Origin of the sequence: Phocaeicola sp. GP0067, assembly GCF_031119655.1 — a bacterium.
GTDB lineage: Bacteria > Bacteroidota > Bacteroidia > Bacteroidales > Bacteroidaceae > Phocaeicola > Phocaeicola vulgatus.
This window is the reverse complement of record NZ_JAVHZY010000023.1, coordinates 64,162-79,475: the sequence shown is the minus strand read 5'-3', so window position 1 is coordinate 79,475 and position 15,314 is coordinate 64,162. Positions and strand designations below refer to the sequence as shown.

At 33.6% G+C, this 15,314-nt stretch carries 19 protein-coding genes; 9 read left to right on the top strand and 10 right to left on the bottom strand.

The annotated features are described in order from the left end of the window. Nucleotides 1-205: 205 nt before the first annotated feature. Entirely contained in the window at nt 206-451 is a 246-nt protein-coding gene (locus RE317_RS16035; protein WP_005839935.1) for a TIGR03905 family TSCPD domain-containing protein, read from the bottom strand. A 108-nt stretch (nt 452-559) separates the two neighbouring features. On the opposite strand from RE317_RS16035, the gene RE317_RS16030 reads away from it, so the two are divergent. After that, entirely contained in the window at nt 560-2,326 is a 1,767-nt protein-coding gene (locus RE317_RS16030; RefSeq protein ID WP_117678194.1) for a recombinase family protein, read from the top strand. A gap of 75 nt (nt 2,327-2,401) precedes the next feature. Here RE317_RS16030 and RE317_RS16025 read toward each other — a convergent pair whose 3' ends face one another. The 6 genes from RE317_RS16025 to RE317_RS16000 form a co-directional block, all read right to left on the bottom strand. Further along, complete coding sequence (locus tag RE317_RS16025; RefSeq protein ID WP_117678195.1) at nt 2,402-3,076, bottom strand: hypothetical protein; 675 nt, start codon at nt 3,074-3,076, stop codon at nt 2,402-2,404. 22 nt (nt 3,077-3,098) lie between these two features. Then, nucleotides 3,099-3,587, bottom strand: coding sequence for a hypothetical protein (locus RE317_RS16020; RefSeq protein ID WP_117678196.1), 489 nt, complete (start codon nt 3,585-3,587; stop codon nt 3,099-3,101). 89 nt (nt 3,588-3,676) lie between these two features. Next, nucleotides 3,677-3,814 carry a hypothetical protein gene (locus tag RE317_RS16015; RefSeq protein ID WP_165859763.1) on the bottom strand — a complete coding sequence of 46 codons (138 nt, stop codon included), beginning with the start codon at nt 3,812-3,814 and terminating at the stop codon, nt 3,677-3,679. Nucleotides 3,815-4,325: 511 nt separating this feature from the next. Further along, entirely contained in the window at nt 4,326-4,670 is a 345-nt protein-coding gene (locus RE317_RS16010) for a hypothetical protein (protein ID WP_117573210.1), read from the bottom strand. Nucleotides 4,671-4,673: 3 nt separating this feature from the next. Further along, nucleotides 4,674-6,458 carry a DEAD/DEAH box helicase family protein gene (locus RE317_RS16005; protein ID WP_117873704.1) on the bottom strand — a complete coding sequence of 595 codons (1,785 nt, stop codon included), beginning with the start codon at nt 6,456-6,458 and terminating at the stop codon, nt 4,674-4,676. A 475-nt stretch (nt 6,459-6,933) separates the two neighbouring features. After that, nucleotides 6,934-7,425, bottom strand: a complete 492-nt coding sequence (locus RE317_RS16000; RefSeq protein WP_117873706.1) for a helix-turn-helix domain-containing protein — start codon at nt 7,423-7,425, stop codon at nt 6,934-6,936. 65 nt (nt 7,426-7,490) lie between these two features. Here RE317_RS16000 and RE317_RS15995 point away from each other — a divergent pair, with 65 nt between their 5' ends. Beyond that, entirely contained in the window at nt 7,491-8,291 is an 801-nt protein-coding gene (locus tag RE317_RS15995; protein WP_117873708.1) for a hypothetical protein, read from the top strand. Nucleotides 8,292-8,297: 6 nt separating this feature from the next. On the opposite strand, the gene RE317_RS15990 is transcribed toward RE317_RS15995, so the two are convergent. From RE317_RS15990 to RE317_RS15980, 3 genes are all read right to left on the bottom strand, one after another. Beyond that, nucleotides 8,298-8,492, bottom strand: coding sequence for an HNH endonuclease (locus tag RE317_RS15990; protein WP_234440225.1), 195 nt, complete (start codon nt 8,490-8,492; stop codon nt 8,298-8,300). 85 nt (nt 8,493-8,577) lie between these two features. Beyond that, the gene (locus RE317_RS15985; protein ID WP_117873712.1) at nt 8,578-9,081 is read right to left on the bottom strand and encodes a hypothetical protein; all 504 of its coding nucleotides are present in this window, start codon (nt 9,079-9,081) and stop codon (nt 8,578-8,580) included. Next, a complete protein-coding gene (locus RE317_RS15980; RefSeq protein WP_117573198.1) occupies nt 9,065-9,349 on the bottom strand; it encodes a hypothetical protein in 285 nt (94 codons plus the stop codon). Before RE317_RS15980 ends, RE317_RS15985 begins: the two co-directional genes overlap by 17 nt. Before the next feature lie 154 nt (nt 9,350-9,503). On the opposite strand from RE317_RS15980, the gene RE317_RS15975 reads away from it, so the two are divergent. Genes RE317_RS15975 through RE317_RS15945 form a run of 7 tightly spaced genes read left to right on the top strand, consistent with a single transcriptional unit; the run spans nt 9,504 to nt 15,288 of the window. Further along, the gene (locus tag RE317_RS15975) at nt 9,504-9,881 is read left to right on the top strand and encodes a phage terminase small subunit P27 family (protein WP_117573196.1); all 378 of its coding nucleotides are present in this window, start codon (nt 9,504-9,506) and stop codon (nt 9,879-9,881) included. Then, nucleotides 9,881-11,509: a terminase large subunit gene (locus RE317_RS15970; RefSeq protein WP_117678202.1), complete on the top strand. Its 1,629-nt coding sequence runs from the start codon at nt 9,881-9,883 to the stop codon at nt 11,507-11,509. Before RE317_RS15975 ends, RE317_RS15970 begins: the two co-directional genes overlap by 1 nt. Then, entirely contained in the window at nt 11,509-12,741 is a 1,233-nt protein-coding gene (locus RE317_RS15965) for a phage portal protein (protein WP_117873714.1), read from the top strand. The genes RE317_RS15970 and RE317_RS15965 overlap by 1 nt, the downstream gene beginning before the upstream one ends. Further along, entirely contained in the window at nt 12,713-13,054 is a 342-nt protein-coding gene (locus tag RE317_RS15960) for a hypothetical protein (protein ID WP_117573189.1), read from the top strand. Before RE317_RS15965 ends, RE317_RS15960 begins: the two co-directional genes overlap by 29 nt. Then, nucleotides 13,054-13,554 (top strand): hypothetical protein, encoded by a 501-nt coding sequence (locus RE317_RS15955; RefSeq protein ID WP_117873716.1) that lies wholly within the window; start codon nt 13,054-13,056, stop codon nt 13,552-13,554. Before RE317_RS15960 ends, RE317_RS15955 begins: the two co-directional genes overlap by 1 nt. A gap of 10 nt (nt 13,555-13,564) precedes the next feature. Further along, nucleotides 13,565-14,113, top strand: a complete 549-nt coding sequence (locus tag RE317_RS15950) for an HK97 family phage prohead protease (protein ID WP_117873718.1) — start codon at nt 13,565-13,567, stop codon at nt 14,111-14,113. After that, a complete protein-coding gene (locus RE317_RS15945; RefSeq protein WP_117873720.1) occupies nt 14,113-15,288 on the top strand; it encodes a phage major capsid protein in 1,176 nt (391 codons plus the stop codon). Before RE317_RS15950 ends, RE317_RS15945 begins: the two co-directional genes overlap by 1 nt. Nucleotides 15,289-15,314 lie beyond the last annotated feature (26 nt).

Sequence of the window (15,314 nt, the reverse complement as noted above, 5' to 3'; positions counted from 1 at the left end):
GAGGCCAGATATCAGAAGGTGGAGATAGAAAAGGATGGAACGGTGCATCTGACCATCATTCCGGGTAAGGTAAAGACCATCAACCTTTGAAGGGCCTTGAAGAGAACAGAAAATGAAACGGAACAATGATCCGGAAGTAAGATAATATATTGAAAAAAAGAGAAGCTGTCTCAAACTTGAATTACAAGATGAGACAGCTTCTTTTTTATTGTTTCATTTCACGCAACGCTTTACATAATTGATCCGGGCAGGAGGTGGAGCGGTTTCCGCATTTTACACCTTCCAGTTTCTGTAAGACCTCTTCCACTTTCATTCCTTTCACCAATCGGCTGATACCTTGTAAGTTTCCATTGCATCCGCCCCAAAAGAAAACTTGTTGAATAACGTCATCTTCTACTTCCACTTCGATGTGGCTGCTGCAAGTGCCTTGCGTCTTATAGGTTATTTTCATTTTATTCTTCCTCTTCAGATGCAGGTTTCAACAACCTGCTAATTATTACAGTTAAACAATAAATTCACTATATTTGCTGCAAATGTAACCAATAAATTTGAACGAGCAATGAAACGAGCAGCATTATTATTAAGATGTAGTACTGATGCACAAGACTACGAAAGGCAAAAGTTAGACCTACTAGATACTATTAAAGGTATGGGGTATACTACTTCTGATGATTTAGTATTTGGTCAGTATATCACAGGTAAAGATGATGTACGCAAGAAGGATAGAGAATCAGTAGCGGAATGTAAGCAAGCAGTTAGAGAAGGTAAAGTAGATGCTATTTTTATAAATGAAGTATCAAGATTATCTAGGGACAGCATAGCAGGCAGATTATTCATTAGGGAATTTAATGATGAATATAAAATACCTGTCTATTTTAGAGATTTGGGAATGTGGACTATTAACCCTACCACTAGAATAGTAGACAGGTCATTTGAAACAATGTTAGGCTTTTATTTTGATATGGCACAGAATGAACTTAAATCTATGAAGACTAGATTTGCTTCTGGTAAGAGAAAGAATGCCAGAGAAGGTAAAACTATTGGCGGTGCAGTTCCATTCGGGTTCTATAAAGATGAAGACGGCAAATTACAGGTAGATGAAGAACAAGCACAAGTAGTAAGGCTAGTATATAATAAATATTTAGAAGATGGTGGTTCTATTCCTTCTGTATGCAGGTACTTGTTATCCTGTGGCTATGATAAGAAATTTAATAAGAAGTTCGGTACTGGTTCAGTCAGGAACTTACTTAGAGAAAGAAGATATATAGGAGAGCAAAGGTATAATCTAGTAAACCCAGATGAACCAGATGAAGCAAAGAAGCAGGAAGTCTATATATATAAGGTAGATGCCATTATAGATACTACTATATATAATAAGGTACAAATTAAACTGGATAAGAATAGAACAACTGAAACCAAGAAAGTAAATAAGGACAAGAAGATACATTTATTAGCTAAATTAATAACCTGCCCTATATGTGGTGATTCTTATACTAGTAAAACTGCTAGTGCTAATAAGAGTGGTGAAAGATATAGGATTTGGAACTATTGCTGTGTTAGTAAGTACAACTTTAGTGAATGTACTTCTGATATTACTTTAAATGCGGATAATATAGAAAGCATTATATGGCAGTTGACCAAAAGAGAAATTCTAGCACTACAAGAACTATCATTAGAAGAAAGGCAATCTAAGATTGATGAAGCAGAACAGAAGTTAGCTTCTTATAAGGACGAACTAGATGTAATAGCTAAATCTATTGATAAGTTAAATGTTAAGAAGAAGAAACTGGTAGCCTTATTCCTGGATATAGAAGATGATGATACAGCTATATTTAATGAGCAAAGAGAAGCTATTAATAAGGAAATAGATAGCTATAATAATAGAATCCAGTTCCTTAATACTGAAATAACTATCTGTGAAGGTAATATAGCCAGATTTAAAGAAGCCGATTTTACAGATGAAGTTCTGGATAAAATAGAACAAGACCTATTAAAGAAGAAAGAACTTATAAAGGAATATATTAAGGTTATCAGACCTTATAGGCTTACCAAAGCTAGGCTGATTTTAGAAGTAGAATCCAAACAGACTAACTATTGTATTCTGTTTGAGCCTAGAAATAGCAAAAGAAGATGCTGGTATATTCAATCTTCTTTAGCACAGTGGCAAAACGGATTATTAAAGACCTCTACAGCACCTTTGGGAAACTTCTTCTATATTCCTATGGCTAGCCTTCTACTAGATGAACCAGATGATTTAGATGCTATTGCATCCTTTGAGGATATGAAGGAAATCTGTAGTATTAATAATTATGTGATAGAATACTAAAACAAACCCCCAGCCTACCAATTAAAGTAAGCTGGGGATAGTTATATTTAGTTAGATTTTTTATTCGGGCAGTGCCTATTTTACCGAAATCAAATTAATAATGTTATCTAATGTTATACATCTTGATGCTTTGTTTAGATAGTATATAGCATTTAGCATATCAAATACACTGCTTATAAAAGATTCATCATCTGATTCATATATAATATTTACTAATTCATTATACTTATAATGACTAACATTAAGATGTGTCGTTATATATTTGTAATTAGTAATATTTTTAATTCTCTCAAAGCATAAATTTCTTCTAGCTGATTGTTTTTGTAATTTTAAGGTAAATATGTCTTCACTTAGTTTCTCGATGGATTCACATTGGTCTATTAAATCTATAAATCTGACAGTTTGCCCATTTACAGATTTTTGTAGGATATATAGTTGCTTTACTTTATCTAATATTTTATTAAATTGAAGCATCCAGCAAGACCTGTTGACTATTTTAAAAGTCTGGAACAATACTGTATTAATATCTTCCTCTTCATCTCCTTGAAGGAGTTTTATAGTTGTTCCATAATTAAATACATAAATAAATTTGTACCATTTATTCACACTCTTGAAAAGATAACCATTGAATCCATTGCCATTATATAGGCGAATATTAGTTATCCCATTGTTAATAATTGATTCAAGTGTGTTAATAGCATCATTTACTATTGCTTGCCGTTTTTGTAATGCAATTTCCCAACTTTCCATTTTATAACATTAAAATATTGCTTCAAAGATAATCATTATTTATTGATTTAGACCATTCACCATTTACTAAGGTAAATCTTTGAGCCTTATTAGAAGGAATCATAATAACCTTCTTATAGTAGTTACCATTATCGGCTGCTGTAGTAGTCGGACAGTATTTATAATCTATAGTACCAAAGTTCCTAACAGTATTAGTACTATACCAATAGGCATTAACTTTAGTTCCATCTGTAAAGAAGTTAATGTAGTATGCTGTATCTGACTGGCTATCTTTCTTATCCTTCACTAAGGACTTATATTTAGATACTTCCATTAAGTGAGTATCATAGCCTTCATACTTAATATCTCTTACCTTTATTTCGGCTACTACCTTCTTATCATTATAAGTAAAATAGTAGTCCACTGGTGCAAACTTATCTTCTGTAGGATGCAGATTAGTAGCACCCACTTGTATTAAAAATGATTCTAGTAGTTTCCTTCCATTTAGTTCTAATTCATCAAATTTATCCATTTAAGCTAGTAATTTGTACTAGCCTGTATTCCATTATCATAAATCATTAGCCATTCACATTAACCATATACCATTTACAGGCTAATGGGTTATTCTTCCTTAGCAGGTTCTTCTTTAGTTTGTAAATCCTGCTGTACCATCTGTAACAGCCCAGCTACATCTTTATAAGGTTGCTGGACTAAGTAGTTAATAATTGCGTTAATAGTTTGTTCTGACATACGTTTCATTCACTTAGTATATTTAATGCTTCATCTGATTCTGATATAACTGCTTCTTCATCTACCCACATAGTTCTTATCTTTAATAGCCTTAATAACCCTATCTGTTTCTTCTGTGATATGTTGTTTAATCTCATTTACTACAGTCCTAATAAGGAAATACATTAAAACTGCTAAGAATGTTAGTAATACATAGGTTGTAAACATAGTATATATAGTTTAAGTAGTTAATAATCAAAGTAAAGTAAGGCTATCTTCACAGACTACCTTACTGAATGAATAACGAAGTTAGTTATAAAATAAATAATCTATGTGATAGGATAATCTTTGTAGTAGAAGTATCTGTAGTATTATTACTTTGATTAGTAGTAAAATAGAACTAAATTACTCACTAATCAGAATGATAAAGTCATTCCTATTTAACTCTTTATCATATTGCAAATATAGTAATAATATTTTGCATATCAAAACTAAATTACAATAATTTTAATAATTCATCTAAACACTATCTTAGGTCTGATTATTGTAGTTGAGAATAAAGGTTTAGTAGTATATCTGTAAGGAAATCATTTTCTTCTACAGTTTTAAATCTTTTCCTGTCTTTAAGTTTGGTAGCATTATAATAAAGAGAGAAATTAGCTGTTAGTTCATTAGTGCCAGCTAGTAAACCTGCCATCATTATACATTTAGAACCTTTGTAAAACTTAATACAACCACCTTCTTTATAAAGTCGGATGATATATTTAATTCCTATGCTGTTTAAAATTTCCTTAGCTTTAATACCAGCTTCTACTGCATCTTCCTTTAGCTTTAATATTCTAGCTTCTTCTGATTCCTTTGTACTGGGTGTAAAGTCAATAACCATAGCTTACTTAATTTTAATGTACTGAATAATATAACCTCTTACCTGCTTACCATCTATTCTTTTCCTAGCTTCCTTAAACTTAGCATAATCTTCAAAGTCTTTAATGCTAGCTTTTCCTTTGATTCCTAGTGTACCATAAATACTATTCAAGCAATCTTTAATATCAGCAGAAGGAATAAATTCACCGATTCTAAATGCAGGAATAGTAAGCAGTAACTTAGCTACCTTAGCATTATTATCCATCTTTTCAGAGATACTAATAAGAAGTCTTTGAATATGTGAAGTATGATATTTAAGTTCCCTAATTTGTTCCATACCTAGTAGTTCATAAGCATCTTTGATATAGCTATATTTCTTCTTTAATAAGGCTAATCTATCATTATCTGTAAGACTGAATACCATACCTTCCTTTCTTTGCATTATAGAATCATATTCTTCTATGGCATCCTTAAAGGTAGTTCTGGCTGAATCATTCTTTAATAGCTTATCAGAAGTCTTATCTGTACTGCATCCTACAGCCATACCAGCCTTATTATATTCAGTGCTTAAATTAACTTGTAAACTGTATGTATGGTTAAGTACCTTGAAGTTATAAATATCTAGTTTCATCCTATTAGGGTCAAATACAAATTCACCAGTTTCTTCATCCTTCCAAATGTAATGATAGATACTTTCTTTAGTTCCTTCCTTAATTTCCTTATCATTATTAACCTTAGTAATATATGATTTAGCTTTCTGTTCTTCTTCTAGAACTACCTGCTTATATTCTTCATAAGTAAGGTCTGTATTGTATCTGGTAGCTTTATAAAGATGTGTAATAGTATCTGCATACTGGGTATTTCTAATTCTACCTGCTATCTGTCTTACCTGTGTACTAATATCCATTAAGGTTTGTGCCTTGGTGCTTTCAGAGATGATATAAATTTTACCTTCTGTATCAAATAAATCACAGCCTTCAAAGCAGGTGGAAGTATAAAAGTTTATCTTCTTTACAGGGTCAGTAGTTTCACCATTAGTAACACCTTGACAAGTATGCTTATAGCTTTCATTATTCTTGCTAAAGATGATTCTGGTATTCTCATTAGTAAGGTTACAGTTCTTAATCATAGTAGCAATAAATTCCACCGAGTTTACAAAGAAGTGGGCATTACCGAATACTTTACCTTCTAAGAAGTCATTGATAACTTTCTTTACTGTAGCACCTACATACTTACATTGTACTGCATTTACCTTTACTTCGGTCTTATCTTCCCAGTCTATTTTAAAGGTCGGAATATCCTTTAGTTCTTCCAGCATTAAATCATATTCAATAGGGGTAGCTGTTAAGAATGACCATTCTTTGAATTTCTTGTATTCGTCTAATACAGTCCTTACAGCCTTGTTTCTAAAGACATACTGGATAAACAACAGGTGTAGTTCATCTATTAGTAAGAAGTAGTTATAACCAATAATACCAGCAACTTTAGCTAAACTATCATAAGTACACATAATCTTTTTAGCAACTTTCTTAGTATTCAAATACTCTCTAATTTCGTATGTGGTAACACCTTCATAAACACCTAGTACATTAACCTTACCATCTGTATTATATTTCTGCATCTTATTCTTAATTAGTGATACAAAGGGAACACATATAATAGTATCTTTACCATCTTCTAAAGCTATAGATGTTCCGCCACAGCCTACTTTACCTTTATCTATTAAATATCCTACTGGTAAACCATTCTCTTTGAATAATGGATATTCACCTAAATACTTGTACTCTTTAGTAATAATAATGTTTGTCATAATTGTAAATTGTTTGTTTAGTTAGTCGGTTTAAAATCTGGAGTTTAGAAGCATCTGGAGTTTGAATTATGGGTGTGACATTTTTGGGTATTCTTTCTATAGAAGATTGAGGTTTCGCTACCAAAATTTGTCACACTTGAAATAAAATAATAAGCGTATCACTACGCTTACTATTCTACGCTTAACTAACCCAAACTCAAAAATTATGATGAATAATTAACATTCAGTACCTAAAATATGCTCAAAAGGTACTTATGGTAATAACTTTGTGATTCTTAGATGTGAATTAAGTGGAAGAACTGGCTAATCAGCTAGCCAGTCCACTTAGAAAATCGAATTAAAATCTATGTTTCAGTATGATAGTTTCCTTCATTTATTGTAATACAAAGATAGTGAAATATTTTGACATATACAAATTAATTATAACAAATTTTAAAATTTATATTGAGGATGTTATAACAGCTATATTCTTGTATTACAGTATGCAAAGTGATGGATGAATGAACTTAAAGTAAAGTTTCTTATCACTCCTTTCCACTAGACCAGCTTCTAAAGCTGAATATACTGTATTATGTTGTACCCCTATTTCGTGAACTATTCTATTTAGAGATAGGTCTACAATATTGGATGCTATTCTAGACCAGCATTTGAATCGGATTAAGAAGCCGATTACTAATCTATCTACATCTGTATCTAACAGGCTGCTATCTATGGTTACAAAGAACTTGGTAGGTTCTGTATAGCTATACTTATTACTGCATCCAGTTCTATCTATTGTTAGGTTGGCTACTTCTTCAAACTCCTTTAGATGGTTAAAGATGGTAGTTTCACTAACACCTGTTATTCTTACTATATCTTTAATAGTACTATCTGGATTCTTACTAATGGCTACTAATGTGCAGAAGTAAGTAAATGCTTCATTATTGGTTAATGTTTGTAATACTGGTATGCTTAATTTAATGTTCATTGCTTGGAGCGTTTGATAATTGATAAAGGTTATCTATATTTGCATATTATTTAATCTATATAGCTATGTCGGAGTATAAGAAGAAATGCTTTGTGATAATGCCTATTAGTGATGCTGAAGGCTATGATAAAGGACATTTTACTAGAGTTTATGAGCATCTTATTAAGCCAGCAGTAATAGAAGCTGGTTTTGAGCCTGTACGGGCAGACGATACATCTAAAGCTAATTTTATTGTAATGGATATACTACAACAAATACTAGCTTGTGATATGGCTATATGTGACCTTAGCTCTAGGAATCCTAATGTGTTTTATGAATTGGGAGTTAGACAATCCTTTAATAAGCGCACAGTTCTTATATGTGACAAGAATACTGTTAAGCCATTTGATACATCTGGCATTAGAACTTTAGACTATAGTTCTTCCTTAAGAATTGATGAAGTGAAGAAGTCTATTCCAGAAATAGCCAAATGCATCAAAGATACTTATGAAGCAGATGCCAAAGAAGTTAATTCATTGTTACAATTATTATCTATTGAGCCAGCAGTATTACCAGATAAAGTAACACTATCACAAGACTCCAGTATGATTCTAACTGCTATCAATGATTTAAATAAAAAAATTACTTTAATGATGCCTCCTATAGAGAATTGTACAGTAAATGACAAAGCAGTAATTAGGCTTCCTAGTGGAGAATTAGTACATATAGGTGACATAATATATAGTGATGATAATTTTGCAACTCCTTTAGGTACATTGGAAGGGGACAACAGAACTCATATAATGATACGGAACGATAAGAAGGAGTTAGTTGCTATACCTAGAAAATCTGAGAAAGGTTTTAGACTAGCAACTCTACCGTTTTAAAATGGTTTACTTACATTTATAACTCTTATAGTGTTCTTTTGCGTGGCACTCTTTACAGATAGACATAAGGTTATTAAAGTCAAATGCTTTGGCTAGCCTTTTAGTGCCAGTATAATTCATAAAGGAATCTATGTGGTGAATATCTTCTGCTGCATTAATAATGCCTTTGGCTAAACAGAGTTCACATAATGGCTGCTGCATTAGCTTTGCCTGCCTTAATTCCTTCCATTTGGTAGATTGGTATATCTTCTGTCTTTCTTCCCTGTTAAATGTTCTGGAAGGCTGCTTATTCGGTTTCTTTAGGTATGGCATATAGTTCTGATGGTATTATGTATTCACCTTCTTCATTCTGTACTTCCAATGGTGCTAATTTACTATTCATTGTATAGCTGGACTTCTTAGCATAGCATCTTATAGTATTGAATTGCACTCTTAGTAGTTCTAATACAGATTCTTCTGTTACATCTTCCAGTCCTACTTCCATACATCTTATTACTGCTTTCTGTAGGAAATCTTCTACAGTCTGGAACATATAGATAGTATCTTTATAGTATGTGGTGTATTGCTTTACTAATTCGGGATAATGCTTGGCTATTATATCAGCTATCTTAGAAGCATTTCTATGAAGTGGCTTATCTATTACTGTATTGTAGCTGTACTGGTCATATTGTGGCTTCCAGTTAATTATCTTATCTGCTGTTTCTGTATCAATGTGAAATAATGCTGCTGCTTTGTCTAGTCCGTAATCATATATATACTGTAGAAGGACTGATTTAGGTGGTCTTATCATTCTTGAATTTAATGTACTGGTTAATGGTTTCCCTGTTATAATTGAAGAAGTCCTTTAGTATGGCTTCTATTAGTGGTGCTTTATCTGATTTGTGGTTAGTATGTTCATCTATAATATCAATATTTCTATTAAAGAAATCTGCTATTATCAATCTTAGTAGTTTAGACCTGTCTTTGCCTAGTAATTGCTGTAGTTCTGTTAGTAGCAGGTCAGTATTTAGGTCTATTTTAGCTTTAATTTCTATTGGGTAATTACTTCTTCTTTCCATAGTTTAGCCTTTAATTGTATTACAAATTTACTAATATCTTAACAGACTTCCAAATAAATAATTCACATTCTTTAATAATTATATTATAGTGATTATAAGTCAATTAGAGCCATTACATAGCTTTATAAATTATAAAAATTAAATAGACTATAATATGATAAATTACACTATTCCAAAGGACATTGAAAAGGATGCTAAGGTATATATGCAGAATGTACTGGAACAGCTGGATAGTACTGGTATGTTAGAGAATGTGGATAGTGCAGCTTTAACAATGCTGGCTAGAAACTACAGTATGTTCATTAAGGCATCTAAACAGTTAGAAGATGAAGGTTTGACTGTTACCAGTGATAGGGGTAACATTGCACCGCACCCAGCTATTAAGATTGCTAAAGATGCTCAAACACAAGCTATGAAAGTTATGCTGGAGTTCGGACTAACAGCCAAGGCTAGAACTAAATTGCCTAAAATAGAACAGGACGGGTATAATCCATTTGAGCAGTTTATAAAGGAAGGAAAGGAAACTAGGTAATGAATACCAAACTTTACTATGAATATTGTAGTAGGGTTCTTAATGGTGAAATAATAGCTGGTGAAACAATTAAGCTGGCTTGTAAGAGATTCCAGAATGACCTTAAAAGGGATGATTTAGAGTTTAGAGAAGATAAGGTAGATAGAGCCATTAAGTTTATAGGGACTTTAAAGCATTATACAGGTAAACATTCTGGTAAACCATTCACCTTAGAAGGATGGCAGCAGTTTATAATAGCTAATATAGTTGGATTCTACTGGAAGGGAACTGCTACCAGAAGATATACTAGCAGCTATATAGAAGTAAGTAGAAAGCAGGGTAAGACAGCTTTGGCTGCTGCTTTATGCTTGTATTATTTAATAGCTGATGGTGAAGATGGTGCAGAAGTATTACTGGCTGCTAATAGTAAAGAGCAGGCTAAGATAGCCTTTGGTATGTGTAGCAAGTTTAGTAAGGGATTGGATTCTAAAGGCAAGTATCTTACAGCCTATAGAGCTGATATTCTGTTTAACCTTACTAATTCCAAGTTGAAAGTATTGGCTGCTGATGATAGTAAGCTGGATGGATTTAATGCTAGCTTTGGTTTATTGGATGAATATCACGCTGCTAAGAATAGTAAAGTACGTGATGTTATTAAGTCCAGTATGGGGATGAGAATGAATCCACATCTTTGTACTATTACTACTGCTGGCTTCGATAAAACTTTACCCTGTTATCAATTAAGAACCGTAGCTATAGAAGTGCTTAATGGCTTAAAGGTAGATGATGAAATGTTTATAGCTATCTATTCTTTAGATGCTGATGATGATTGGAGAGATGAAAAGAACTGGGTTAAATGTGCACCAAACTTGGATATTACAGTAACTTCCAAATACATTAGAGGACAGGTACAACAGGCAATAAATAACCCTGCTGATGAAGTCGGAGTTAAAACTAAGACTTTGAATTTATGGTGTGACAGTTCTAATGTGTGGCTACCAGAGGACTATATTATTAAGTGCAGTCAGGAAGTAGACCTTAATAAGTTCGCTGGTATGGATTGCTATGTAGGTGTGGATTTGGCTGCTACTTCGGATTTGACTGCTGTAGCCTACTTAGTAGTACTGGATGGTACTTACCACTTCAAAACACATTACTATCTTCCAGAATCGGCATTAAAGGATAAGGCAGATAAGGAACTTTACAAATACTGGAAGCAGCAGGGGTATCTTACTGTTACCAGTGGTAATGTTACTGATTATGACTATATAACTACTGATATGCTTAGATATGCTGATGTAGTTAATATCCAGTCTGTAGGATATGACAAGTATAATGCTACACAATGGGCTATAGATTCTACAGAGCAGGGATTACCATTAGAAGAATATCCACAAACACTAGGTAACTTTAATATGCCTACTAGAGAACTGGAAAGGCTGATACTATCTGGTAAGGCAGTTATTGATAACAATGAAATAAATAGGTACTGCTTTAGAAATGTTACTTTGAAGTCTGATTATAATGGTAATGTTAAACCGAATAAGGCAGTAGATAAGAAGAAGATAGATGGAACTATAGCAATGATACAGGCTTTAGGTATGTATCTGAGAACACCACATTACACAAATGAAATACTGACTATTTAATGGGAATTTTTACTAATTGGTTTAAAAAGAAAGAACCAGAACAGGAAACCAGAGGGTTATTCTGTGATTCCTTAATGTATAATATGAATGGCGGTTATACCACTAATAAGGCTATGCTGTTATCTACAGTCTACAGATGTGTAGATGTTATTAGTGATGCAGTGGCACAGCTTCCATTAGAGCCATATTACATTAATGATTCTGGTTATAAAGAAAAGTTTATTAAGCATCCTACTTACTACTTACTGAACAAAGAGCCGAACAATAAGATGAGTAGGTTTACTTTTATAAAGACTTTGATAGTAAGTACACTGCTTAAAGGCAATGGATATGCTTACATAGAAAGAGATGCTAAAGGAGATGTAGTGGCACTTCATTATTTACAGCCAGATTATGTTACTATTACTGAACAGAAGGACGGAATTAAATATAGTGTTGTAGGCATTAAAGGACTGGTAGAGCCTTGCAATATGATTCATATACTGAACTTTAGTTATGATGGTATTACTGGAATCAGTACTTTACAACACGCCAGACAGACTTTAGGACTGGCTACAGATTCTGAATCACACGCACAAGGATTCTTTAAAGGTGGTGCTAATCTGGCTGGTATTCTTAAAGTACAATCTACTTTAACTGGTAAGCAGAAGGTAGATTTAAAAACTAGCTGGCAGACTGCTTTTAGTCCTACTACTGGTACACCTAATGGAGTAGCTGTATTAGAAGGTAATATGGACTTCCAGCCTATTACAGTGAATCCTGCTGATGCACAACTATTAGAAACCAGACAGTTTAATGTAATTGATATTTGTAGGTTCTTCGGGGTATCACCTGTAAAAGCATTTGACTTATCCAAGAGCAGTTATAGTACTGTTGAGGCTACCCAGCTGGCTTTTCTTACTGATACATTATCACCATTACTAGAGAAGATAGAATTAGAGTTTGAAAGGAAGCTGTATAAGCCTTCTGAAAGGAGTAGAATAGATGTAAGATTTGATACTTCTGTATTACTAAGAGCAGACAAACAATCTTTAGCAAACTACTACAATACACTGTTTAATATCGGTGTGGTTAGTGCCAATGAGATTAGAAAGCAGTTGGATTTACCTGCTATAGATGGTGGGGATTCTCACTTTATACAGGTTAATCTAATGGAGATTAAAAATGCTGCTAATAACATTCCATCTAATAACAATATAATCAATGATACAGACAATTTACAAGGGAACTGACTTAGTATTCAATATTAAGTTGGAAGATAAGGACGGTATTCCATTTAGGGTAAGAAACACTTCTGAATTTATACTTAGACTTTACACCACAAACCCAGCAGAGTTTATAGAATGTAGTTTTAAAGGTGGTGATTTGACTGGTATAGTGGAAGAAGATAGAATAGATAAGGCGGTTATTAATTCATCTGACCTAGATAAGCTACAATCTGGACTAATCTATTACAGCTACAGCTTTAAAAGTCCTAATGCTATGTTTAATGATGCTTATTATGATGAGGTAGTAAAGGGGCAGACTAATTATTATTTGAAGTAATGGAACTACAGAGAGCAACTAAAGAAGGAGTATTAGAACTGGATAGAATCAGTGCCAAGATTGGTAGTACAGTTAATGCTGTATGGGGTACTATAGAAGGTGATATTACTAAGCAGACCGATTTACAGGATGAACTAAAGAAGGTAAAGGATAGTATTCCTACTAAAGTTCCTGCTGATGGTGGTAATGCTGATACTGTAAACGGACATACAGTAGAATGTGATGTACCTGCTAATGCTAAGTTTACTGATACTGTTTATGATGATTCTACTATTAAGGCTGGCATAGCTAATAAGGTGGACAAGGTATCTGGCAAAGGTTTATCTACTAATGACTACACAACATTGGAGAAGCAGAAACTGGCTGGACTTAGTAACTATGACGATTCTGCATTAAGAAAGTATATTGAATCCTTAGAGGAACAGAACAAGCTATTAAAGGAACAGGTAGCAGCATTACAGAATCAGATAGATAATACTGGTTGGATTCTATTGGAATAATAACAATACTATGAGAGAACTAAGAAACTGTAATGAAATTGTAAAGATGGATTCTAGGACTGTAGAAGGGTATGCTTTAGTATTCGGTAAGCAGTCTAGGGATTTAGGTGGCTTTACTGAAGTAATAGAACCTACAGCCTTAGAAGGTATTTTAGAAAAGTCTGATATACTATGCTTACTGAATCACAATGAGGATAGAGGTATATTAGCCAGGTCTAAATATGGTACTGGAAGCCTAGAATTAACTATAGATGATACTGGACTTAAATACAGGTTTGAAGCACCTAACACTGCTTTAGGTGATGAACTGTTAGAAGGTCTTAGAAGGGGTGATATTAGTACTTCTTCATTTGCCTTTACTATCGGTAAAGATACTTGGACTAAGAAGGAAGATGGTAGTTATTTAAGAACTATCAATAGCTTCAAAGAATTATTCGATGTATCACCAGTATATAAGGAAGCATATCCAGATACATCTATAGCATTAAGAAAGATGCAGGATTTAGAGAGCGAGGATTTAAAAGATTACTTCGCTGGACTTAGGAGTAAGTTAAACTAATGAACACCTTAGAACTACTGGACAAAAAGGAACTGCTTCAAAAGAGAGCAGAGGAAATTATATCTGGTGCTGAGAAGGAAGTAAGAAAGCTAAATGCTGGCGAGCAGGTGGAATTTGATGCACTTACTAAAGAAGTGGCAGATATAGATATTCAGATTAGGAAGATTGAAGAAGATAACCTTAAACAAACAACACATACAACTAATACTATGAAGGAAAAGTTTTCACTTTTAAAGGCTATCAATGATGTAGCCAATAACAGACAATTAGACGAGAGAGCACAGGAAGTAGTAACTGCTGGTATCGCTGAAATGAGAAAGGCAGGTCAATCTTATAGCGGACAGATTGTACTTCCTATCGAGGAAAGAGGTGATATTAAAGCTACTGTAGCTACAGCAGGACAGGAGAATGTAGCAGAAGATAAGTTAGGCATTCTAGAACCATTGAGAGCAAGTTTAGTATTGGCACAGGCTGGTGCTTCTTATATGACAGGACTTGTAGGTAATGTTTCTATTCCTGTTTATTCTGGTTCAAATGTAGGTTGGGCTGGTGAAGTTGATGCTGCTTCTAATGGCGGTGGTACATTCTCAGAAGTAAACCTAGAGCCTAAAAGACTTACTGCTTACATTGATGTATCTAAGCAGTTCTTAATCCAAGACTCTAATAGTGCAGAAGAAATGCTAAAGAGAGATATTGTATCAGCTATTTCTAATAAGTTGGAAGCTACTATTTTGGGTACTGCTGCTGGTTCTGCTACACAACCTGCTGGTATGCTTAACGGTGTAACTGCTGATACTGCTGCTGTTACTTATGCAGACTTTGTAAATATGGAAGCTGCATTAGGTGAGAAGAATGTAAGAGGTGATATTAAGTTTATTGTTTCACCTTCTGCCAAGGCTGTATTAAAATCTACTGCCAAGAATCAAAATTCTTTCATTATGGAAGGTAACGAGGTAAACGGTTATCCAGTTCTTTGTACTTCTGCTGTTGCAGGTAAGGGTATTGTTTATGGTAACTTCGCTGATTTGGTTATCGGTCAATGGGGTGGAATTGATTTAACAGTAGACCCATATACACAGGCTGCTAACGGTAAAGTAAGACTTGTTATCAATGCTTACTTTGATGCTAAGCCTAGAAGGGCAGATGCTTTTGTGAAGAAGGTTTTAAAAGCCTAATTATAGTCTATTTAATAAGTAGTAAG

Excerpts from the sequence above, each read along its gene's own strand:
- RE317_RS16035 (WP_005839935.1), bottom strand. The coding sequence starts at position 451 with ATGAAAATAACCTATAAGACGCAAGGCACTTGCAGCAGCCACATCGAA.
- RE317_RS16030 (WP_117678194.1), top strand. The coding sequence starts at position 560 with ATGAAACGAGCAGCATTATTATTAAGATGTAGTACTGATGCACAAGAC.
- RE317_RS16025 (WP_117678195.1), bottom strand. The coding sequence starts at position 3,076 with ATGGAAAGTTGGGAAATTGCATTACAAAAACGGCAAGCAATAGTAAAT.
- RE317_RS16020 (WP_117678196.1), bottom strand. The coding sequence starts at position 3,587 with ATGGATAAATTTGATGAATTAGAACTAAATGGAAGGAAACTACTAGAA.
- RE317_RS16015 (WP_165859763.1), bottom strand. The coding sequence starts at position 3,814 with ATGAAACGTATGTCAGAACAAACTATTAACGCAATTATTAACTACTTA.
- RE317_RS16010 (WP_117573210.1), bottom strand. The coding sequence starts at position 4,670 with ATGGTTATTGACTTTACACCCAGTACAAAGGAATCAGAAGAAGCTAGA.
- RE317_RS16005 (WP_117873704.1), bottom strand. The coding sequence starts at position 6,458 with ATGACAAACATTATTATTACTAAAGAGTACAAGTATTTAGGTGAATAT.
- RE317_RS16000 (WP_117873706.1), bottom strand. The coding sequence starts at position 7,425 with ATGAACATTAAATTAAGCATACCAGTATTACAAACATTAACCAATAAT.
- RE317_RS15995 (WP_117873708.1), top strand. The coding sequence starts at position 7,491 with ATGTCGGAGTATAAGAAGAAATGCTTTGTGATAATGCCTATTAGTGAT.
- RE317_RS15990 (WP_234440225.1), bottom strand. The coding sequence starts at position 8,492 with ATGCAGCAGCCATTATGTGAACTCTGTTTAGCCAAAGGCATTATTAAT.
- RE317_RS15985 (WP_117873712.1), bottom strand. The coding sequence starts at position 9,081 with ATGATAAGACCACCTAAATCAGTCCTTCTACAGTATATATATGATTAC.
- RE317_RS15980 (WP_117573198.1), bottom strand. The coding sequence starts at position 9,349 with ATGGAAAGAAGAAGTAATTACCCAATAGAAATTAAAGCTAAAATAGAC.
- RE317_RS15975 (WP_117573196.1), top strand. The coding sequence starts at position 9,504 with ATGATAAATTACACTATTCCAAAGGACATTGAAAAGGATGCTAAGGTA.
- RE317_RS15970 (WP_117678202.1), top strand. The coding sequence starts at position 9,881 with ATGAATACCAAACTTTACTATGAATATTGTAGTAGGGTTCTTAATGGT.
- RE317_RS15965 (WP_117873714.1), top strand. The coding sequence starts at position 11,509 with ATGGGAATTTTTACTAATTGGTTTAAAAAGAAAGAACCAGAACAGGAA.
- RE317_RS15960 (WP_117573189.1), top strand. The coding sequence starts at position 12,713 with ATGATACAGACAATTTACAAGGGAACTGACTTAGTATTCAATATTAAG.
- RE317_RS15955 (WP_117873716.1), top strand. The coding sequence starts at position 13,054 with ATGGAACTACAGAGAGCAACTAAAGAAGGAGTATTAGAACTGGATAGA.
- RE317_RS15950 (WP_117873718.1), top strand. The coding sequence starts at position 13,565 with ATGAGAGAACTAAGAAACTGTAATGAAATTGTAAAGATGGATTCTAGG.
- RE317_RS15945 (WP_117873720.1), top strand. The coding sequence starts at position 14,113 with ATGAACACCTTAGAACTACTGGACAAAAAGGAACTGCTTCAAAAGAGA.